Source organism: Rhizobium sp. BT-226 (assembly GCF_025847085.2).
In the GTDB taxonomy this organism is placed as follows: domain Bacteria; phylum Pseudomonadota; class Alphaproteobacteria; order Rhizobiales; family Rhizobiaceae; genus Rhizobium; species Rhizobium sophorae.
Map to the genome: position 1 here is coordinate 100748 of NZ_JAOYTI010000007.1, position 19649 is coordinate 120396.

The 19649-nt window shown below is 63.1% G+C and carries 17 protein-coding genes; 8 read left to right on the top strand and 9 right to left on the bottom strand.

Features of this window, described 5'->3' with window-relative positions; translation table 11 throughout:
- Position 1: 1 nt before the first annotated feature.
- The 6 genes from OIU37_RS31430 to OIU37_RS31455 all read right to left on the bottom strand — a co-directional run bounded on the left by OIU37_RS31430 (position 2) and on the right by OIU37_RS31455 (position 7146).
- Complete coding sequence (locus tag OIU37_RS31430; RefSeq protein ID WP_264259761.1) at positions 2-838, bottom strand: CoA ester lyase; 837 nt, start codon at positions 836-838, stop codon at positions 2-4.
- On the bottom strand, positions 835-1287 hold the full coding sequence (locus OIU37_RS31435) for a MaoC family dehydratase (RefSeq protein WP_168311792.1): 453 nt from the start codon (positions 1285-1287) through the stop codon (positions 835-837). The genes OIU37_RS31430 and OIU37_RS31435 overlap by 4 nt, the downstream gene beginning before the upstream one ends.
- Positions 1287-3152, bottom strand: a complete 1866-nt coding sequence (locus OIU37_RS31440) for an acetyl/propionyl/methylcrotonyl-CoA carboxylase subunit alpha (RefSeq protein WP_264259762.1) — start codon at positions 3150-3152, stop codon at positions 1287-1289. The genes OIU37_RS31435 and OIU37_RS31440 overlap by 1 nt, the downstream gene beginning before the upstream one ends.
- A gap of 7 nt (positions 3153-3159) precedes the next feature.
- The gene (locus tag OIU37_RS31445; protein ID WP_264259763.1) at positions 3160-4770 is read right to left on the bottom strand and encodes a carboxyl transferase domain-containing protein; all 1611 of its coding nucleotides are present in this window, start codon (positions 4768-4770) and stop codon (positions 3160-3162) included.
- Positions 4767-5912 (bottom strand): isovaleryl-CoA dehydrogenase, encoded by a 1146-nt coding sequence (locus OIU37_RS31450; protein ID WP_264259764.1) that lies wholly within the window; start codon positions 5910-5912, stop codon positions 4767-4769. The genes OIU37_RS31445 and OIU37_RS31450 overlap by 4 nt, the downstream gene beginning before the upstream one ends.
- A gap of 352 nt (positions 5913-6264) precedes the next feature.
- Positions 6265-7146: an AraC family transcriptional regulator gene (locus tag OIU37_RS31455; protein ID WP_180697062.1), complete on the bottom strand. Its 882-nt coding sequence runs from the start codon at positions 7144-7146 to the stop codon at positions 6265-6267.
- A gap of 163 nt (positions 7147-7309) precedes the next feature.
- Between OIU37_RS31455 and OIU37_RS31460 the strand changes: the two genes are divergently transcribed.
- Positions 7310-8050, top strand: coding sequence for an SDR family NAD(P)-dependent oxidoreductase (locus OIU37_RS31460; RefSeq protein ID WP_180697063.1), 741 nt, complete (start codon positions 7310-7312; stop codon positions 8048-8050).
- Positions 8051-8666: 616 nt separating this feature from the next.
- Here the strand turns inward: OIU37_RS31460 and OIU37_RS31465 are convergent.
- The gene (locus OIU37_RS31465; RefSeq protein ID WP_264259765.1) at positions 8667-9734 is read right to left on the bottom strand and encodes an AraC family transcriptional regulator; all 1068 of its coding nucleotides are present in this window, start codon (positions 9732-9734) and stop codon (positions 8667-8669) included.
- Positions 9735-9815: 81 nt separating this feature from the next.
- Here OIU37_RS31465 and OIU37_RS31470 point away from each other — a divergent pair, with 81 nt between their 5' ends.
- The 7 genes from OIU37_RS31470 (at position 9816) to lpdA (ending at position 17899) form a co-directional block, all read left to right on the top strand.
- Positions 9816-10583: a 3-hydroxyacyl-CoA dehydrogenase gene (locus OIU37_RS31470; RefSeq protein ID WP_168311785.1), complete on the top strand. Its 768-nt coding sequence runs from the start codon at positions 9816-9818 to the stop codon at positions 10581-10583.
- Between the two features lie 23 nt (positions 10584-10606).
- On the top strand, positions 10607-11794 hold the full coding sequence (locus tag OIU37_RS31475; RefSeq protein ID WP_264259766.1) for an acetyl-CoA C-acyltransferase: 1188 nt from the start codon (positions 10607-10609) through the stop codon (positions 11792-11794).
- Between the two features lie 15 nt (positions 11795-11809).
- Entirely contained in the window at positions 11810-12937 is a 1128-nt protein-coding gene (locus tag OIU37_RS31480) for an acyl-CoA dehydrogenase family protein (protein ID WP_168316445.1), read from the top strand.
- Between the two features lie 65 nt (positions 12938-13002).
- Positions 13003-14235 carry a 3-methyl-2-oxobutanoate dehydrogenase (2-methylpropanoyl-transferring) subunit alpha gene (locus OIU37_RS31485; protein WP_168311782.1) on the top strand — a complete coding sequence of 411 codons (1233 nt, stop codon included), beginning with the start codon at positions 13003-13005 and terminating at the stop codon, positions 14233-14235.
- A 1-nt stretch (position 14236) separates the two neighbouring features.
- On the top strand, positions 14237-15250 hold the full coding sequence (locus OIU37_RS31490; protein WP_168311781.1) for an alpha-ketoacid dehydrogenase subunit beta: 1014 nt from the start codon (positions 14237-14239) through the stop codon (positions 15248-15250).
- Between the two features lie 3 nt (positions 15251-15253).
- On the top strand, positions 15254-16498 hold the full coding sequence (locus tag OIU37_RS31495) for a dihydrolipoamide acetyltransferase family protein (protein WP_264259767.1): 1245 nt from the start codon (positions 15254-15256) through the stop codon (positions 16496-16498).
- Positions 16499-16501: 3 nt separating this feature from the next.
- Positions 16502-17899 carry a dihydrolipoyl dehydrogenase gene (gene lpdA, locus OIU37_RS31500; RefSeq protein WP_264259768.1) on the top strand — a complete coding sequence of 466 codons (1398 nt, stop codon included), beginning with the start codon at positions 16502-16504 and terminating at the stop codon, positions 17897-17899.
- 320 nt (positions 17900-18219) lie between these two features.
- On the opposite strand, the gene OIU37_RS31505 is transcribed toward lpdA, so the two are convergent.
- Together OIU37_RS31505 and OIU37_RS31510 are read right to left on the bottom strand one after the other, a co-directional pair.
- Positions 18220-18726: a DUF1097 domain-containing protein gene (locus OIU37_RS31505; RefSeq protein WP_264259769.1), complete on the bottom strand. Its 507-nt coding sequence runs from the start codon at positions 18724-18726 to the stop codon at positions 18220-18222.
- A gap of 152 nt (positions 18727-18878) precedes the next feature.
- A complete protein-coding gene (locus tag OIU37_RS31510) occupies positions 18879-19631 on the bottom strand; it encodes an SDR family oxidoreductase (protein ID WP_264259770.1) in 753 nt (250 codons plus the stop codon).
- Between the last annotated feature and the right edge of the window lie 18 nt (positions 19632-19649).

Sequence of the window (19649 nt, forward strand, 5' to 3'; positions counted from 1 at the left end):
TCTATCGCCCGGCCACATCGAGAATGCGGGTCGCAAGCTTGAGATGCGGCAAATCCAGCATGCGCCCGTCAAGCTGGACGACGCCTGCGTCCGGCCTGGCGGCGAAGGCGGCGGCGACTTTCTCGGCCCAGGCGATCTCGGACGGATCCGGGGTGAAGGCGTGATTGATCACTTCGACCTGGCTTGGATGGATGGCCATCATGCCGGAAAAGCCGTCGCGCCGGGCGCGGCCGACATAGGCCCTGAGACCGCCCAGATCGCGGAAATCGGGATAGACGGTGTCGATGGCCGGAACGGCGGCGGCATGGGCTGCGAATAGCGTGAGCGAACGGGCAAGCTCGTAAGGCGGCGTATAACGGCCATCCGTTCGCCGCGCGGTCGCAGCCCCCATCGCGGCCGGCAGATCCTCAGCCCCCCAGGTCAGGCCGCAGAGGCTGGTCGCGACATCCCGGTAGCTGCCGATCTCGAAGATCGCGGATGGCGTCTCGGTCGCGATCGGCAGGATGGGGATAGCAGATGGAAGAGAGCCTGCGAGTTTCAGCACGGAAGCGGCCCCTTCGGCCTTCGGCAACATGAGCGCGAAAGGATGAAGGCCGCTCAAAGCGGCAAGGTCGTCTTCGAATTCTTGCGAGGCGAGGGGATTGATTCGGATCAGGAGAGGGGTCTCGCCGGCATGATGCAGGACGAACTCGTGCACGCTCTCGCGTGCTCTCGGTTTGTTTCCCGGCGCAACTGAATCCTCCAGGTCGAGAATGACGGCATCGGCGCCTGAGGCGAGCGCTTTTTCGAAACGCCCCGGCCGGTCACCGGGCGCAAAGAGCAGCGAGCGCAGCCTCATGACGGTTTCACCTTGAGCATTGCCGTGCGCAGGCATTGGCAGACGATCTCGCCGCGCTGGTTCAGGGTGATATGCCGGAAGGTGACGATGCCGGCATCGGGGCGGGAGTTCGAGCGACGCAGCTCCATCACCTCGGTTTCCACCCGCAGCGTATCACCGATGAAGACCGGCTTCGGCATCGTCACCTTGTCATAGCCGAGATTGGCGATGAGCGTGCCGAGCGTGGTGTCGCCGACCGAAAGGCCAACGGTGAGCGCGAAGGTGAAGGTGCCGTTGACGACGATCCGGCCGAATTCGGTGCCGGCAGCATAGTCGGCATCGAGATGCAGCGGCTGCGGATTATGGGAGAGCGTCGTGAACAGCAGATTGTCGGTCTCTGTGACCGTGCGGCGGATCTCGTGGGCGATGCGGTCGCTGACCGTCCATTCGTCGAAATAGCGGCCGGCCATCAATCCTGCTCCTTCACAATGCTGACGACCAGCTGGTTTTCCGAGACCCTGATCCCCGAGGAAACCTGCAGTTTTTCAACAATCCCGTCGAAGGGCGCACGCAGAGAATGTTCCATTTTCATCGCTTCGACCGTCAGCAGGCGGTCCCCCTTGGCGACACGATCTCCGTCGGCGACATCCACCGAAATGACGAGGCCGGGCATGGGCGAAAGGATCGCGCCATCGCCGGCACCCTGACTTGCTTCGACTTCACTTGCGACGGGCAGGCTGATCGGCCAGGCGTTGCCGGCGTCGAAAAGCACCGTGGTTTCACCGATCGTGACGGTATTTGCCTCAAGCTCCGGACGTGATTGCCCCCAATGGAGGTGATCGCCGATACGGATGCGCACCCTCTTGTCATCCTTGCCTGCGATGCGGAACCCGGTCAGCGCGGTCCAGGGATCACCATCGGTGTTCCTTAAAAGCGCCGTGGCCGCGGTGTGGATTGCGGTGTCGCTCGGCTCCGTCGCCACAAGCCTGTCGTCATGGCGGTCGAGAAAGCCGGTGTCGATCCGAGCTGCGCAAAAATCTGGATCGACGGCGATGCGGGAAAGAAGGCCGGCATTGGATTTGACCGGCCAGACCTCGATACCGGCGCAGGCGGCTGCGAGCTTCGAAAGTGCCGCCTCGCGGTTCGGCCCATGGGCGATGATCTTGGCAATCATCGGGTCATAGAAGGCGGTGATTTCATCGCCTTGTTCGACGCCGCTATCGACGCGGATTGTGTCTGGCAGGCGCAGATGTTCGAGCCGGCCTGTCGAGGGCAGATAGCCGGCGGCAGGATTTTCGGCATAGAGCCGGGCTTCGAAGGCCCAGCCGTTCATGGCGATCTCGTCCTGCATTTTCGGCAAAGGTTCGCCGCAAGCGACCTTCAGCTGCCAGAGCACCAGATCCTCGCCAGTAATTGCCTCGGTGACCGGGTGTTCCACCTGCAGCCGCGTATTCATCTCCATGAACCAGATGCGATCTTCGCGAAGGCCCTCGGAGGCATCGGCGATGAATTCGATGGTGCCGGCGCCGACATAATTCACCGCTCTTGCGGCTTTCACCGCCGCATCGCAGATCGTCGCACGGGTAGCGGCATCGAGGCCGGGGGCAGGGGCCTCCTCGATGACCTTCTGGTGACGGCGCTGCAGCGAACAATCGCGCTCGAAGAGATGAACGCAATTTCCAAGCTTGTCGGCGAAAACCTGCACCTCGATATGGCGCGGATTGGCGATATAACGTTCGATCAGTACGCGGTCGTCGCCGAAGGCGGCGGCCGCTTCGCGACGGCAGGAGGCGAGAAGTTCGGCGAAATCCTGCGGGCGCTCGACGCGGCGCATGCCCTTGCCGCCGCCGCCGGCAACGGCCTTGATGAGTACGGGATAACCGATGGTCTCGGCTTCCGCCGCCAACCTCTCTTGGCTCTGGTCCGGCCCGAGATAACCGGGGGTCACAGGCACCCCGGCCGCCTGCATCAATTCCTTGGCGGCATCCTTGAGGCCCATCGCCCGGATGGCAGCCGGGGGCGCTCCGACCCAGAGGATGCCGGCCTTTTCCACCGCTTCGGCAAACCCGGCATTTTCCGAAAGGAAACCATAGCCGGGATGGATCGCGGCAGCGCCGGTTTTCCGGGCGGCCTCCAGGATGCGTTCCTGCGAGAGATAGCTTTCGCGGGCCGGCGAGGGACCGATGGTAATCGCCTCGTCCGCCTCGCTTACGAAGGGTAGGCCGGCATCGGCCTCGGAATAGACGGCGATGGTGCGGATGCCGAGTATCTTGGCGGTGCGGATGATGCGGCGGGCGATTTCGCCCCTATTGGCAATGAGAAGACTTTCCATCATCGGCGCCTCACATCCTGAACAGGCCGAAGCGCGGCCCCTTCGGGATCGGCGCGTTCAGGCAGGCGGAAAAGGCAAGGCCCAGCACATCCCGCGTCTGGCGCGGATCGATGATGCCGTCATCCCAGAGGCGGGCGGTGGCATAATAGGGGTTGCCCTCGGCCTCGTAGCCCGAACGGATCGGCGCCTTGAAGGCTTCCTCCTCTTCAATAGGCCAATTCTCCCCACGCGCTTCCATGGAGTCTCGGCGGATGGTGGCAAGCACGGAGGCCGCCTGTTCGCCGCCCATCACGCTGATGCGGCTGTTCGGCCAGGTGAAGAGGAAGCGCGGGCGATAGGCGCGGCCGCACATGCCGTAATTGCCGGCGCCGAAGCTGCCGCCGATGATGACGCTGACCTTCGGCACGGTGGCGGTCGCAACCGCCGTCACCAGCTTTGCCCCATCCTTGGCGATGCCGCCGGCCTCATAGCGGCCGCCGACCATGAAGCCGGAGATATTCTGCAGGAAAAGCAAAGGCACGCGGCGCTGGCAGGCGAGCTCGATGAAATGCGCCCCCTTCAGCGCGCTTTCGGAAAACAACACGCCGTTATTGGCGATGACGGCGACGGGCATGCCCCAGATGCGGGCGAAGCCGCAGACCAGCGTGGTGCCGTAGAGCGGCTTGAACTCATGCAGTTCGGAACCATCGACGATCCGGCCGATGACCTCGCGCACATCATAGGGCGAGCGCACATCCTCCGGAATGAGGCCGCAGAGATCCTGGGGATCGAGTTTCGGCGGTCGTGGCGGCTGGAGGTCGATATCGACTGATTTCACGCTGTTGAGGGTGGCTGCGATATCGCGGACGAGCAGCAGTGCATGTTCGTCGTTTTCGGCGACATGATCAACGACGCCGGAGCGGCGGCCATGGGTCTCGGCGCCGCCGAGTTCTTCGGCCGAAATGATCTCGCCGGTCGCGGCCTTCACCAGCGGCGGGCCGGCCAGGAAGATCGTGCCCTGATTGCGCACGATCACCGTTTCGTCGGACATGGCGGGCACATAGGCGCCGCCGGCAGTGCAGCTTCCCATGACGCAGGCGATCTGTGGGATTCCCTCGGCCGACATCTGCGCCTGGTTGTAAAAGATCGCGCCGAAATGGTCGCGGTCGGGAAAGACTTCGGCCTGATGCGGAAGATTGGCGCCGCCGCTATCGACCAGATAGAGGCAGGGCAGCCGGTTCTGCAGGGCGATCTCCTGCGCCCGCAGATGTTTCTTCACCGTCATCGGGAAATAGGCGCCGCCCTTCACCGTCGCATCATTGGCGACGATCATCACCTCGCGGCCGGACACACGGCCGATGCCGGCGATGATGCCGGCGCCGGGCGCCTCGTCATCATACATGCCGTTGGCCGCCAGCGTCCCGATCTCCAGGAACGGGCTGCCGGCATCGAGCAAAAGCTGGATGCGGTCGCGCGGCAGCAGCTTGCCCTTGCCGGTATGGCGCTCGCGCGCTGCCTGCGATCCACCTTCGCGCGCTTTCGCCGAGCGGTCATGGAGCTCGCCGATAAGCGCCTTGTTCTTGCTGGCATTGGCCTTGAAGCTGTCGCTGTCGCGGGCGATCGCAGTCGAAATCACCGTCATGACGCAATGAGCTCCCGGCCGATCAGGTAGCGGCGGATCTCGTTGGTGCCGGCGCCGATATCGTAGAGCTTGGCGTCGCGCAAGTAGCGTTCGACCGGCCATTCCTTGGTATAGCCGGCGCCGCCGAGCGCCTGGATCGCTTCCAGCGAGACCTTTACGGCATTTTCGCTGGCAAAGAGGATCGCAGCAGCTGCATCCGTGCGCGTCGCGCGGCCGGCATCGCAGGCCCGGGCGACGGAATAGACATAGGCACGCGCCGAATTCAGCGCGACATACATATCGGCGATCTTGCCCTGCATCAGCTGGAAATCGCCGATCGCTTTGCCGAATTGTTTGCGATCGCGCACATAGGGCAGCACGACGTCGAGGCAGGCCTGCATGATGCCGAGCGGTCCGGCGGCAAGCACGGCGCGCTCGTAATCGAGGCCGGACATCAGGATCTTCACGCCTTCTCCCTCCCGGCCCATCAGCGCCTCGGCCGGCACAGCACAATCCTCGAAGACCAGTTCGGCCGTGTCGCTGCCGCGCATGCCGAGCTTGGAGAGCTTCTTGGAGACGCTGAAACCGGGCAGGCCCTTTTCGATGATGAAGGTGGAAATGCCTTTCGGGCCGGCTGCGGGATCGGTCTTGGCATAGACAACAAGCACGTCGGCATGCGGCGCGTTGGTGATCCAGAACTTGGTGCCGTTCAGAATATAGCGGTCGCCCTTTTTCTCGGCACGCAACCGCATGGAGACGACATCGGAACCGGCGCCGACCTCCGACATGGCAAGCGAACCGACATGTTCGCCGGAGATCAGCTTCGGCAGATAGCGGCGCTTTTGTTCCGGCGAGGCCCAGCGGCGGATCTGGTTGACGCAGAGATTGGAATGGGCGCCGTAACTGAGCCCCACGGAGGCCGAGGCGCGTGAGACTTCCTCCATGGCGACGACATGATCGAGATAGCCGAGACCGGCGCCGCCGAATTCTTCTTCGACGGTGATCCCATGCAGGCCGAGCGCACCCATCTCGGGCCAGAGCCGGCGTGGAAACGTGTTGCTTTCGTCGATCTCCGCGGCCAGCGGAGCAATATGATCGGCGGCAAACCGCGCCGTCGTTTCACGGATCGCGTCCGCGGTTTCGCCGAGCGAAAAATCAAACATGGCACTCCTCCCGCTAAAATATGTAGCGCGGGTTGCGGCGGGGTCAAAGTGCCCTTGAATGATACGGCCGAAGAGCCTTGCGAATTCTTGTCGAGCCTGTCCAGTCGGTTGCTCGCGCACCCGGAACTGAGGCCCTCCCGGCTGCATGTCTGCTGCCGCCCCATGACATCGCCGGCCAGGCCGGCCAAGCGGCCCGTGAAGCTGGAAGATCTTCCGCGCCAGTCCGCGAGCAGACCCGAGAAGATCCCCCACCTTCCGCGCCACGCCACTTGACAGTCCCGCCCGCCGCCGTGCGCTTTGGTGTAGTTGTCAGTGGGTAATCCGAGTCCGAAAGATGCCCGGCTGATAAGGCTTACCGTTGCAAGTCAGCCACGGGCGGACTGCCGAACATGCTCTTGTACTCCCGACTGAATTGCGACGGGCTAACGTAGCCGACCTCATAAGCAACACGCGACACGTTGGCGGAACCGGAGGCGAGGAGCTTTCGAGCTTCCAAAAGACGGATATGGCGTTGAAAAGCAAGCGGGCTGAATCCCGTCACACCCTTGAAGTGTCGATGAAACGAAGTGACACTCATTCCCGCGGACGCTGCCAAATCGGGGATATTGACGGGCTCGTTGTGGTTGGAAGCAAGCCAATCGGCCGCCGCCTTGAGTTGCTGGAACCGCTCGTTTCGCTGACCGATCTGACGTAGCGTATCTCCCATCGTACTCTGGAAAAGGCGGTAGTAGAGTTCAGTCTCATAGTGCGGCGCAAGCATGCCGATATCGTCCGGAGAGTTCAAAAGCCCAACAAGCCGAGCCAGTGGCTCGCCGACCAGGCCGTTCAGTTCTCCCGCCGCTACCGCGCAGGTCCAGCGGTCGTCGCGTTTGGGCATATTGAGCATGACGCGCGTAAGCATAGTCGTATCAAGATGAAGGCTGATCGCGACGTAAGGCAGATCGGGCGTGGCGTCGGTGAACTGATGGATAAAGGGCAGACCAAAGGATGATGCCGCGCACATGCCAGCCGACAGTTCGAAGCGATTGGCGCCCATGATTAATACCTTTGTCCCACGCAGGACTGCGTAAAACATGGGTTCGAACACGGCTGGCGTCGGTAAAGTCGGGACCGTACTCGTCCAGACCGTCAGACGTGGGACAGGTGTCGCAATCCCGACAGTTCCCGTACGGCCGGCAACAACAGGAGCGACGTCGTCCAGCAGGCGACCTGTCACGTTCTCGGAGATGTTCATTCACGACGATATGACAAATTTGGAAGGATCAGGCAAGCATGAGGTGGGATCGGAGATGTTGATTTTCTCGTGACCGCTTATCTAAAGGCCGGAGGGGAGCGGAAATGACGACCTTCCCGGGCCCGAAAGTGGGCCTCCGAAACATGAAGCAAAAGGATGTAAAATGGCTGATCTTATGGGGAAGCGCGCTCTTGTTACCGGAGGGTCTCGGGGGATCGGCGCCGCGATCGCGCTGGTGTTGGCCGAGAAGGGCGCAGACGTGGCAATTACATACAACAAGTCGCCGGAGCGAGCGGACGGCGTCGTGTCTTCGATCGAAAAGCTGGGGCGCCGTGCGCTGGCCGTGCAGGCCGACAGTGCCGATCCGGACGCTGCCAAGCGGGCCGTGACTGAGACTGTCGAAAAGCTCGGTGGCCTCGACATTTTGGTGAATAGTGCGGCCATCGGACTGGCCGGACCAATCGCCGACCTCGATCTGACGCAATTTCAGGCCCTCATGGATATCAACGTGCGCGCGCCTGTCGCTTTTTCAAAAGCGGCTATTCCGCACTTTTCCAAGGGCGGGCGTATCATCTCGATCGGATCCGCTCTCGGCGACCGCGTTCCTTTTCCGGGTGTGACAGCCTACGCGATGTCGAAATCGGCATTGCACTCGTTCACACGCGGCCTGTCGCGAGAACTTGGGCCACAAGGCATTACGGTCAACCTGATCTCGCCCGGATCGACCGATACCGAGGCAAATCCGGCAGACGGCGCGACCGCTGATTTCCAACGGAGCCTGTCATCAATCGGGCGCTTTGCGGACCCCCGCGAAATCGCGGGTGTTGTTGCATTTCTGGCAAGCCCCGGCGCAAATATGATCACCGGTACAACCGTTACCGTAGACGGAGGCGCAAATGCTTAAGTCAGGCCGCGACTCAATTCGCTGACCACTTGATGGGGTGCAAGCCCTGGCAACAGAACCTGCCGCCTCGGGGTCAGTCAATGTAGCCTGGTTGTTTCCCGCTTTCGCTCCGCGCGTCCGGTCGGACCGCGCGGAGCGATTTCAGCTTTCACGCGACCATTCTGCGGGGGGCTGACCCGCTGATCGAGATCATCCCTGCGGATCTGGACGACGAACGCGGACGATCTCCGATAATTTAACTTCTGCGGGCGCCCAGCCGAGATGGATGACGTCTGCTGCGGCATCTGTGAAGATTGCCTTTGTGTGTTAGCGAACGGTCTCCTCACGCCACGACCGCCGGTACCATTCTATCCACACAGTCTCGCTTGCTGGGGCGTGCGACTGCCGGCCAGGGAATGCGGGTGCGCAAGCTCGGCGGCAACCGGGCTCCTATCCGCCTGGGTCTGCGCCCGCCTCGGCGGGTGGACCGGCTACTACGGCAAGCCAGGCCCGATCGTCATGCTCGACGGCTGGCAACAGTTCCAGGCCGCCAAGCGCGGCGTATCCCTCCTCCTCAACGCTTTCGATGATGTGTGAATCTGATAGCCCCGCTGGGAAAAGAGGGAGCAAGCTTGGCCTACCTAGCGTCGCCCAGCGACCCTGCTTCCTCCCGGCGAAAGGCTTCGGGGCTCTTGCCCATCCATTTCCGGAAGGCCCGGAAGAAGGCGCTCGGCTCGGAATAGCCGAGCTGCACGGCAATCTCGCCGATGGTCTTCGGCGTGTTCAGCAGCAGTTCGACGGCGAGGTCGCGACGGATGTCATCCTTGATGGCGGCATAGCTTTGTCCCTCGTCGCGCAGGCGGTGGCGTAGCGTGGAGGGCGGCATGCGCATATCGGCGGCGAGCTCGGCGAAGCTCCGCCACATGGCAGGTGTTGCCTGGCTCAAGCGCCGGCGCACAGTGGCGGCGACGCCGGCATCATAGCGATAGCGCACCAGAATATTGGCGGGCGCGCCGCGCAGGAACTGTTTGAGCGCCTGTTCGCTGCGTGTAATCGGCAGGTCGAGCAGGGCACTGTCAAAGCCGAGCCGGCTGATGGTTTGCGAGAAACGCACCGGCGCACCGAAGAAAAGCCGGTAGTCGGCCCCTTGTTTGGGCTCGGCGCAACGGAAATCGACGAGCCGGATCGGAATGCGCCGGCCGACCAGCCAGCAGGTGATGCCGTGCAGGATGATCCAATAGGTGCGATAAGCGAAGGCTGAACGCGGGCCGCCGGCATCCGTGAGCTCGACCTCGGCCAGACCGTCGCGGATGACGAGCCGTCCCCGGGGATCGTCGAGCACGACATCGAGGAAGCGTAGCGCCCGGCGGAGCGCATGACCCAGTGTCGGCGCATGCAGCACAGAGTGGCACAGCAGCGTGAAGCTGCCGCTGCGCATCGGCCGTGCGCCCATACCGAAGAATTCATCGTCGAGCTCGGCGGCGATCGCCAGCCAGAGCGCGCCATAGGTCTCTGCCGAAACCGGCTGATCGACGGGGGATGCCAGACCGACGCGGGAAAGGATCGGCGCCGAAGGCTTGCCGAGCCGCCGCAGGCTGTCGAGTGCCTCCTCCACGAAGCCCGGCGCGATCATGCGTCGCTCGATCTCGGCCATTCTATCCTCGCTATGGCAAAACTGGCTGAAATAATGGGGCAGTTCTGTCATCGCTTGCAATAGGTGGAGCGAATAGAATCGTATCCGTCGGTTGCGCTTGGAGGGGGTGCGGTCGACAGGAGGAAGAGATTCATGCTGATCCGTGGAGCAAGTTTCATCGTGACCGGCGGCGGCTCCGGCTTGGGTGCGGCAACAGTGCGCGCGCTTGTAGAAGCCGGCGGGCGCGTCACGATCGCCGATCTCAATACGCAAGCGGGCGAAGAAATCGCCCGGGAATTCGGACGCGATGCCTGCTTCGTCAAGGCCGATGTGACCGATGCCGAGCAGGGGGCGGCGGTGGTTGCCGCTGCTGTCGAAGCCTTCGGCGGCTTGCGCGGATTGGTGAATTGCGCGGGCGTGGCGCCGGCCGAAAAGGTGATCGGCCGCGACGGGCCGCACCGGCTGGAGAGTTTTGACCGTACGGTGAGCATCAATCTCATCGGCACATTCAACATGATCCGGCTTGCCGCCGCCGCAATCCAGAAGACCGAGCCGGATGCGGAAGGCGAACGCGGCGTCATCGTCAATACGGCCTCGGTTGCCGCCTTCGATGGCCAGATCGGTCAGGCAGCCTATGCCGCCTCCAAGGGCGGGGTGGCGGCGATGACCTTGCCGATCGCCCGCGAGCTTGCCCGTCACGGCATTCGCGTCGTCGCGATCGCGCCCGGCATTTTCGAGACACCGATGATGGCTGATATGCCGGCCGAGGTTCAGGCAGCACTCGGCAAGAGCGTGCCCTTTCCACCGCGGCTCGGTCGGCCGGCGGAATTTGCCGGGCTGGTACGCCATATCTTCGAAAACAACATGCTGAACGGCGAGGTCATCCGCCTCGACGGCGCATTGCGGATGGGCGCGCGCTGAGCGCTTCGCCCGAAGGAGGAAAGATGGTTTTGCAGGATCCCATCGTGATCGTTGGTGCGGCGCGCACCCCGATCGGCAGCTTTCAGGGAGAGCTGAAGGAGGCGACAGCGCCGGAGCTGGGAGCAACGGCGATCCGCGCGGCACTGCAGCGGAGCCGCGTCGAAGCCGAGGCGATCGAGGAGGTCGTCTTCGGCTGCGTGCTGCCGGCGGGACAGGGGCAGGCGCCGGCGCGCCAGGCGGCGATCCATGCCGGCCTGCCCTTCGCCACCGCGGCAAGCACCGTCAACAAGATGTGCGGCTCAGGCATGAAGGCCGTCATGATGGCGCATGACCTGATCGCCGCCGGCAGCGCCTCGGTGGCGGTTGCAGGTGGCATGGAAAGCATGACCAATGCGCCCTATCTCCTTGACAAGGCCCGTGGCGGCTACAGGCTCGGCCATGGGCGTGTCGTGGATCACATGTTCCTCGACGGGTTGGAGGATGCTTATGACAAGGGGCGCTTGATGGGCAGCTTCGCGGAGGATTGCGCCGAGGCCTATCAGTTCACGCGCGAGGCGCAGGATGCCTACGCCATCGCCTCGCTGACGCGGGCGCAGAAGGCGATTGCTGAGGGCTGTTTCGAAAGCGAGATCGTGCCGGTCACGGTGAAATCCGGCAAGACCGAGGAGGTGGCGAGCCGCGACGAACAGCCCGGAAAGGCGAAGCTCGACAAGATCCCGACGCTGAAGCCCGCCTTCCGCGACGGTGGTACGGTGACCGCCGCCAATTCCAGCTCGATCTCCGATGGTGCGGCAGCCCTGGTGCTGATGCGCCGCACCGAGGCGGAGCATCGCGGCCTGAAGCCGCTTGCCACCATCCTTGGCCATGCCACGCATTCACAGGCGCCCAATCTTTTCGCCACTGCACCGATCGGTGCGCTGCAGAAACTGTCCGATCGCACCGGCTTATCGTTGTCGGAGGTCGATCTGTTCGAAATCAACGAGGCTTTCGCCGTTGTCGCCATGGCGGCGATGCGCGATCTCAACCTGCCGCATGAAAAAGTGAACGTGCATGGCGGCGCCTGCGCGCTCGGCCATCCGATCGGCGCCTCGGGAGCCCGGATCCTGGTGACGTTGCTTGCAGCACTGGAGCGACACGGTCTGAAGCGCGGCATGGCCGCGCTCTGCATCGGCGGCGGCGAGGCGACCGCCGTTGCCATCGAACGGCAATAGGAGAGGGGAGAACAGATGATCCTTTCCGACCTCCAGCAGCAGATCTCAGATCTCGCCCGCGATTTTGCCCGCGACCGGCTGGCGCCGGGGGCAGCCAAACGCGACCGGGAGCATCTCTTCCCGCGCGAGGAATTGAAGGAAATGGGTGAACTCGGGCTGCTCGGCATGCTGGTGCCGGAAGCCTATGGCGGCTCGGATACCGGTGTTGTCGCTTATGCTGCCGCACTGGAGGAGATTGCCGCCGGCGACGGACCCTGTTCGACGATTATGAGCGTACACAGTTCCGTCGGCTGCGTGCCGATCCTGAAATTCGGCACCGAGGAGCAGCGGCAGCGCTTCCTGCCGAAACTTGCGAGCGGCGAATGGATTGGCGGCTTTGCGCTGACCGAGCCGCAGGCCGGATCCGATGCCTCGAACCTGAAGACCCGGGCGCGGCGTGACGGTGACCACTATGTGCTCGACGGCTCCAAGCAATTCATCACCTCGGGAAAAAACGGCGATGTCATCATCGTCTTTGCCGTCACCGATCCGGACGCTGGCAAGAAAGGCATTACCGCCTTCATCGTTCCGACGAATACGCCGGGCTATGAAGTGATCCGCGTCGAGGAAAAGCTCGGACTGCATTCCACCGATACCTGTCAGATCGCCTTCAACAACATGCGCATCCCGGCCGAGCTGAGGCTCGGTGCGGAAGGCGAAGGTTACCGCATCGCCCTCGCCAATCTCGAGGGCGGGCGGATCGGCATAGCGGCGCAGGCGGTCGGCATGGCGCGGGCGGCATTCGAGGCGGCGCGCGACTACGCCCGCGAGCGTACGGCCTTCGGCAAGCCGATTTTTGAACATCAGGCCGTTGCCTTCCGCCTTGCCGATATGGCGGTGCGGATCGAGGCGGCGCGGCAGCTCGTCTTTCACGCCGCCTCGCTCAGAGAGGCCGGGCTGCCCTGCCTGTCGGAAGCCTCGATGGCGAAGCTCTTTGCCTCCGAGATGGCCGAGCGCGTCTGCTCCGACGCGATCCAGGTCCATGGAGGTTATGGCTACATGGCCGACTATCCGGTCGAGCGCATCTACCGCGACGTGCGCATCTGCCAGATCTATGAAGGAACGAGCGACGTGCAGCGCATGGTGATTGCCCGCAATCTATAAGAACCACATCCGGCCCTGCTTCCGGAGGAGAGGAGCAAGGCCGGCAAAGGGAGGAAAGAAAAGATATGGTGGATTCCGCTCGTTTGAGCCTGCATGTCCCCGAACCCGCCGTTCGCCCCGGCGGTCAGCCTGATTTTTCCAATGTCAAGATTGCCAAGGCCGGCTCGGTGCCGCGGCCGGAGGTGGATGTCGCATCCGAAGATATCCGTGATCTCGCCTATTCGATCATCCGCGTTTTGAACCGCGACGGCGAGGCGGTCGGCCCCTGGGCAGGCTCGCTTTCCGATGAGGAATTGCTGACCGGGCTTCGCAACATGATGAAGCTGCGGGCCTTCGACGCCCGCATGCTGATGGCGCAGCGGCAGGGCAAGACCTCCTTCTACATGCAGCATCTCGGCGAGGAAGCCGTCAGTTGCGCCTTTCGCAAGGCGCTCGAGAAGGGAGACATGAATTTCCCGACCTATCGCCAGGCGGGCCTTTTGATTGCCGACGACTATCCGATGGTCGAGATGATGAACCAGATCTACTCGAACGAGAGTGATCCCTTACGCGGCCGGCAATTGCCGATCATGTATTCCTCGAAGGAGCATGGCTTCTTCACCATCTCGGGCAATCTCGCCACCCAATATGTGCAGGCCGTCGGCTGGGCGATGGCCTCGGCGATCAAGAACGACAGCCGCATTGCCGCGGCCTGGATCGGCGACGGATCGACGGCGGAATCGGATTTCCACTCGGCGCTCGTTTTCGCCTCGACCTATAAGGCGCCCGTGATCCTCAACATCGTCAACAATCAGTGGGCGATCTCGACCTTCCAGGGCATTGCCCGGGGCGGCTCCGGCACTTTCGCGGCGCGGGGCCTCGGCTTCGGCATTCCGGCGCTGCGTGTCGACGGAAACGACTACCTCGCCGTCCATGCCGTCGCCCGCTGGGCGGCCGAGCGCGCGCGGCGCAATCTCGGGCCGACGCTGATCGAATATGTGACCTATCGCGTCGGCGCGCATTCGACCTCCGACGATCCGAGCGCCTATCGGCCCAAGACGGAATCGGAGGCCTGGCCGCTCGGCGATCCCGTGCTGCGGCTGAAGAAACATCTGATCGTCAAGGGCGCTTGGTCGGAGGAGCGGCATGTGCAGGCCGAAGCCGAAATCATGGACGAGGTGATCGAGGCGCAGCGCCAGGCAGAGGCTCATGGCACGCTGCATGCCGGCGGCAGGCCTTCGGTGCGCGACATTTTCGAGGGCGTCTATGCCGAGATGCCGCCGCATATCCGCCGCCAACGGCAGCAGGCGGGGTACTGACATGGCCAGGATGACGATGATCGAGGCCGTGCGCAGCGCCATGGACGTCTCGATGGCGAAGGACGACAATGTTGTCGTTTTCGGTGAGGATGTCGGCTATTTCGGCGGCGTCTTTCGCAGCACACAGGGCCTGCAGGCAAAATACGGCAGAACGCGCTGCTTCGATACGCCAATCAGCGAATCCGGCATCGTCGGCACGGCGATCGGCATGGCGGCCTATGGGCTGAAGCCCTGCGTCGAAATCCAGTTCGCCGATTACATGTATCCGGCCTATGACCAGCTGACGCAGGAGGCGGCGCGCATCCGCTACCGTTCCAACGGCGATTTCACCTGCCCGATCGTCGTGCGCATGCCGACCGGCGGCGGTATCTTCGGCGGCCAGACGCACAGCCAGAGCCCGGAGGCGCTTTTTACCCATGTCTGCGGGCTGAAGGTGATCGTGCCTTCCAATCCCTATGATGCCAAAGGCCTGCTGATCGCGGCGATCGAGGATCCCGACCCGGTCATGTTCCTGGAGCCGAAGCGCCTCTATAATGGCCCCTTCGACGGCCATCACGAGCGGCCAGTGACGCCCTGGTCGAAACACGACCTCGGAGAGGTGCCGGACGGCCACTACACGATCCCGATCGGCAAGGCCGAAGTGCGGCGCGCGGGATCGGCAGTGACGGTCGTTGCCTATGGCACCATGGTGCATGTGGCGCTTGCCGCGGCCGAGGATGCCGGGATTGATGCCGAGGTGATCGATTTGAGAAGTCTGCTGCCACTCGATCTCGATGCCATCGTCAAATCGGTGTCCAAGACCGGCCGCTGCGTCGTCGTGCATGAGGCGACCCTGACATCCGGCTTCGGCGCCGAGGTCACAGCACTGGTGCAGGAACATTGCTTCTATCATCTCGAAGCGCCGGTCGTGCGTGTCGCCGGCTGGGACACGCCCTATCCGCATGCGCAGGAGTGGGATTATTTCCCCGGTCCCGGCCGTGTCGGGCGGGCGCTTGCCGAAGTCGTGGAGGCCTGAGCCATGGGCGAATTCATCGTCAAGATGCCCGATGTCGGGGAGGGGGTCGCCGAGGCCGAGATCGTGGAATGGCTCGTGAAGACGGGAGATCCCGTCCGCGAGGACATGGTGATCGCCGCCGTCATGACCGACAAGGCCACCGTCGAAATTCCGTCGCCCGTCCATGGCACCGTCATTTGGCTTGCCGGCGAGGTCGGAGACCGCATCGCGGTCAAGGCCCCGCTGGTGCGGATCGAGACCGCGGGAGATGTCGGCGAGACGCAGCCTGTGGTGATTGGGCAGGCGCCGATTGCCGAAACCCCCAGGGCCGAAATTGTAAAACCTGCCCCGGCAGCAACTCCTGCGCCGGTACCAGTGCCGGCGGCTGTATCGGCGGAAAAGCCGCTTGCCGCTCCCTCGGTGCGGCTCTTCGCCAGGGAAAGCGGTGTCGATCTCAGGCAGGTGCAGGGGACAGGACCGGCCGGGCGTATCCTGCGCGAGGATATCGAGCAATTCCTGACCCCTGGAGCCGCTCCCGCTGCGGTGAAGAACGGTTTTGCCAGGAAGACGGCGACCGAGGAGATCAAGCTGACCGGCCTGCGCCGCCGCATCGCCGAGAAGATGGTGCTTTCCACCTCGCGCATCCCTCACATCACTTATGTGGAGGAGGTAGATATGACTGCACTCGAGGAGCTGCGCGCCACGATGAACGGCGATCGCAGGCCTGATCATCCGAAGCTGACGGTTCTGCCCTTCCTGATGCGGGCGCTGGTCAAGGCGATTTCCGAGCAGCCTGACGTCAACGCCACTTTCGACGACGATGCCGGCATCATCACGCGCTACGGTGCCGTGCATATCGGCATCGCCACGCAGACGCCGGCCGGCCTGACCGTGCCGGTGTTACGGCATGCGGAAGCCCGCGGCATCTGGGATTGCGCCGCGGAGATGAACCGGCTGGCGGATGCGGCGCGATCCGGGACGGCGACGCGCGATGAGCTTTCCGGCTCGACTATCACCATCAGTTCGCTCGGCGCGCTCGGCGGCATCGTCTCGACACCCATCATCAACCGTCCCGAGGTGGCGATCATCGGCGTCAACAAGATCGCCACGCGACCGGTCTGGGACGGCGCGCAGTTCGTGCCGCGCAAGATGATGAACCTCTCCTCCAGTTTCGATCATCGCATCATCGACGGCTGGGATGCGGCAAACTTTGTGCAGCGCATCCGCACGCTGCTCGAAACGCCGGCGCTCATTTTCATCGAAGGTTGATCCATGAAAGAGATTGTCTGCAAGCTCCTCGTCATCGGCGCCGGCCCGGGCGGTTATGTCTGCGCCATCCGCGCCGGACAGCTCGGCATCGATACCGTCATCGTCGAGGCCGGCAAACCGGGTGGCACCTGCCTGACGGTCGGCTGCATTCCCTCCAAGGCGCTGATCCACGCGGCGGAGGAATTCGACGCGACGCAAAAGATGCTTGCCGGCAAAAACCCGATGGGCATCCGCGTCGAAGGCGCCTCGATCGATCTCGGCAGAACGATTGCCTGGAAGGACGGGATCGTCGGCCGGCTGACCAGCGGGGTCTCGGGGCTGCTGCAGAAGGCGCGCGTCAAGATCGTCCACGGCCGGGCGCGCTTCCGCGACGGCAAGACGGTGGAGGTGGAGACCGAAACCGGCCAGCAGATCATCCGCGCCGAGACCGTGGTGATCGCCACCGGTTCCGATCCGGTGGAGCTTGCCAACCTGCCCTTCGGCGGTCGCGTCATTTCCTCGACGGAGGCGCTGTCGCTGACGGAGCTGCCGAACAAACTCGTCGTGGTCGGCGGCGGTTATATCGGGCTGGAGCTCGGGACGGCCTTTGCCAAGATGGGATCGGATGTGACGGTCGTCGAGGCGACGCCGCAGGTGCTGCCGCAATATGATGCCGAACTCGTGCGGCCCGTCATGCGCAAGCTGACCGAAGGCGGTATCCGGGTGTTGACCGGTGCCAAGGCGATCGGCCTTGCCGACGATGGCGAGGCATTGATCGTCGAAACGCCGGATGGCCGGCAGCAGAGCCTGCCGGCGGACCGCATCCTCGTCACCGTTGGCCGCCGCCTGAGAACCGCAGGATCGGGTCTCGAAGAGCTCGATCTCGATCGTGCCGGCCCTTATCTGAGGATCGACGACCGTTGCCGCACCTCGATGCGCGGCATCTATGCGATCGGCGACGTCACCGGCGAGCCGATGCTTGCCCATCGGGCCATGGCGCAAGGGGAGATGGTGGCGGAGATCATCGCCGGAAAGAAGCGCGCCTGGGACAAAAGATGCATTCCCGCCATCTGCTTTACCGATCCGGAGATCGTCAGCGCCGGCCTGTCGCCGGCCGACGCGAAGGCGCAAGGCTATGAAATCCGCACCGGCCAGTTTCCGTTCAGCGCCAACGGACGGGCGATGACGATGCTGTCCGAAGAGGGTTTCGTGCGCGTTGTGGCCCGCGCCGACACCAACCTCGTGCTCGGCCTGCAGGCGGTGGGCGCCGGGGTCTCCGAGCTCTCGGCGGCCTTTGCGCTGGCCATCGAGATGGGTGCACGTCTCGAAGATATCGCCGGCACTATCCACGCGCACCCGACCCGCAGCGAAGCGGTGATGGAGGCGGCGCTGAAAGCTTTGGGAAGTGCTCTGCATATCTGAGATCAAGTCCGGATCGGACATCGCGGTTCGATCCGCCTGATCACTTGCATACCGGATCGCTCGCCGGGCATGTTGCCGATCACTGGTTTCGCTCAACTGTTGTTCGGTCGGGCTCTCAAGTATATCGCCATTCAGCGTTCCGCTTCAGTATTTCCAGATGTTCGGAGCACACTTTCATGACCAGCTCGAGCAGCAAGGCGGTCCGGTCTCCCAGCCAAACAAGCGCTTCATCGGCAGGGCGGTCTGCAGTTGGTTTCAAGAGGAACATCCAACCCTGATGTCATTGCACCAACGGAAGGTCAATCGTTGGTGCCGGGCCTCTACTCTGCCCAGCGTCGGTTGAGCGCCTGGCAAGTGTAGCCAGCCAACCCGCCGATTGATGTCGCAACGGTGAGGTGGAGGAAAGACACGGCTGTCATGTCGAATTCGGCCGCAAACCATGTCACCATACCAAGGAACCAAGCGAGCATATTGCCGGTGACGTGCTGCGTTCGCAATCCGACGATCAAAAGGGCGACCAGGAAGACGACCAGCGGCAGGGCCAGATGTCCCAGCGAAGGAATAAGCATCCCGGTCAGAACTCCCGATACGGCGCCGATGGCAAGACCTAGCCACAGGCACAGCATGGCGGCAAGGCTGTTGGTCAGCGTGGTCGGTCGAGTGAACCACGCGATAAAACCGGCGAACATGACCCAGACTTCCAACGCGAGTGCCGCGCTAAGCCACGCGGCGAAGGCCGCGACGACGGAAGCGATGACGGTCCAAAGAATGAATTTTCCACGCGTCTGACGGTGAACAGCGGTGGGCTGATTTTGAACATTGCTCATGCTGACATTCCTTCTTTTCTGTCTTATGAAGAAGTGGGAGAAAGTTCGCTCGCTCGCTCGCGCATGTGCAATGAGCGCCATGACTTCGCCTGCCAATCCCCGACCTCCGATCTTTAGCTATTGCGATGACGCTCCTTGAACGGCGCCACGGCCTAACGCCCATTAAGGAGCGCAAAGCGCTGCGCGTAGTCGCCATCCCGTTCGGCAAAGCGCTCTCCTCTGACACGATCGACAAGGATTTCTCCGCCAGGCGGATTGGGATCGGCAAGGAGTTGCATCACTTCGGTGATGTAGGCGGCAAGCGGCATGGCGTGGGGATCGCTCAGCTGATGCGGGCCGCTTAGTTCCGTCTGAACATAAGGCGGGGCCAGTTCGAGTACCTCGATCGACGAGCCGCGAAGTTGGACGCGCAGCGATTGCAGCCAGGAATGCAGGAACGCCTTGCTGGCGCAGTAGGTCGGGAAGTTGTTGCGCGGCACGAAGGCAAGGCCGGATGTCGTGGTGATGATCGCGGAATTCGGTTTCGTCTTGAGTGCCGGCAGTAAAGCCGCCGTCATGTGCAGCACACCCATGACGTTGGTCTCGACGATGTCGCGTGCGACGGAGAGATCGGGCTCGGCCGTCAGGCTCTCGGGCCACGAGATGCCTGCATTGTTCACGAGGACATTCAGTTCCGGGACCTTATCGCGGATGCGACCAGTGAAGGCGTCGATCGCGGCCGGGTCCTGCACGTCGAGTTGAAAGGCGAGCATTCCAGGATTGGCCGCCATGATTTCATCGAGGCGGCCTTGGCGACGGCCGGCGATCAGGACCTGGTTGCCGAGCCTGTGAAAGGCTTCGGCAAGTCCCCGGCCGATGCCGCTGGTGCCGCCGATGATGAGGATGGTATTGCCTGTCATCTGCATAATGTCGTTTTCCTTGAA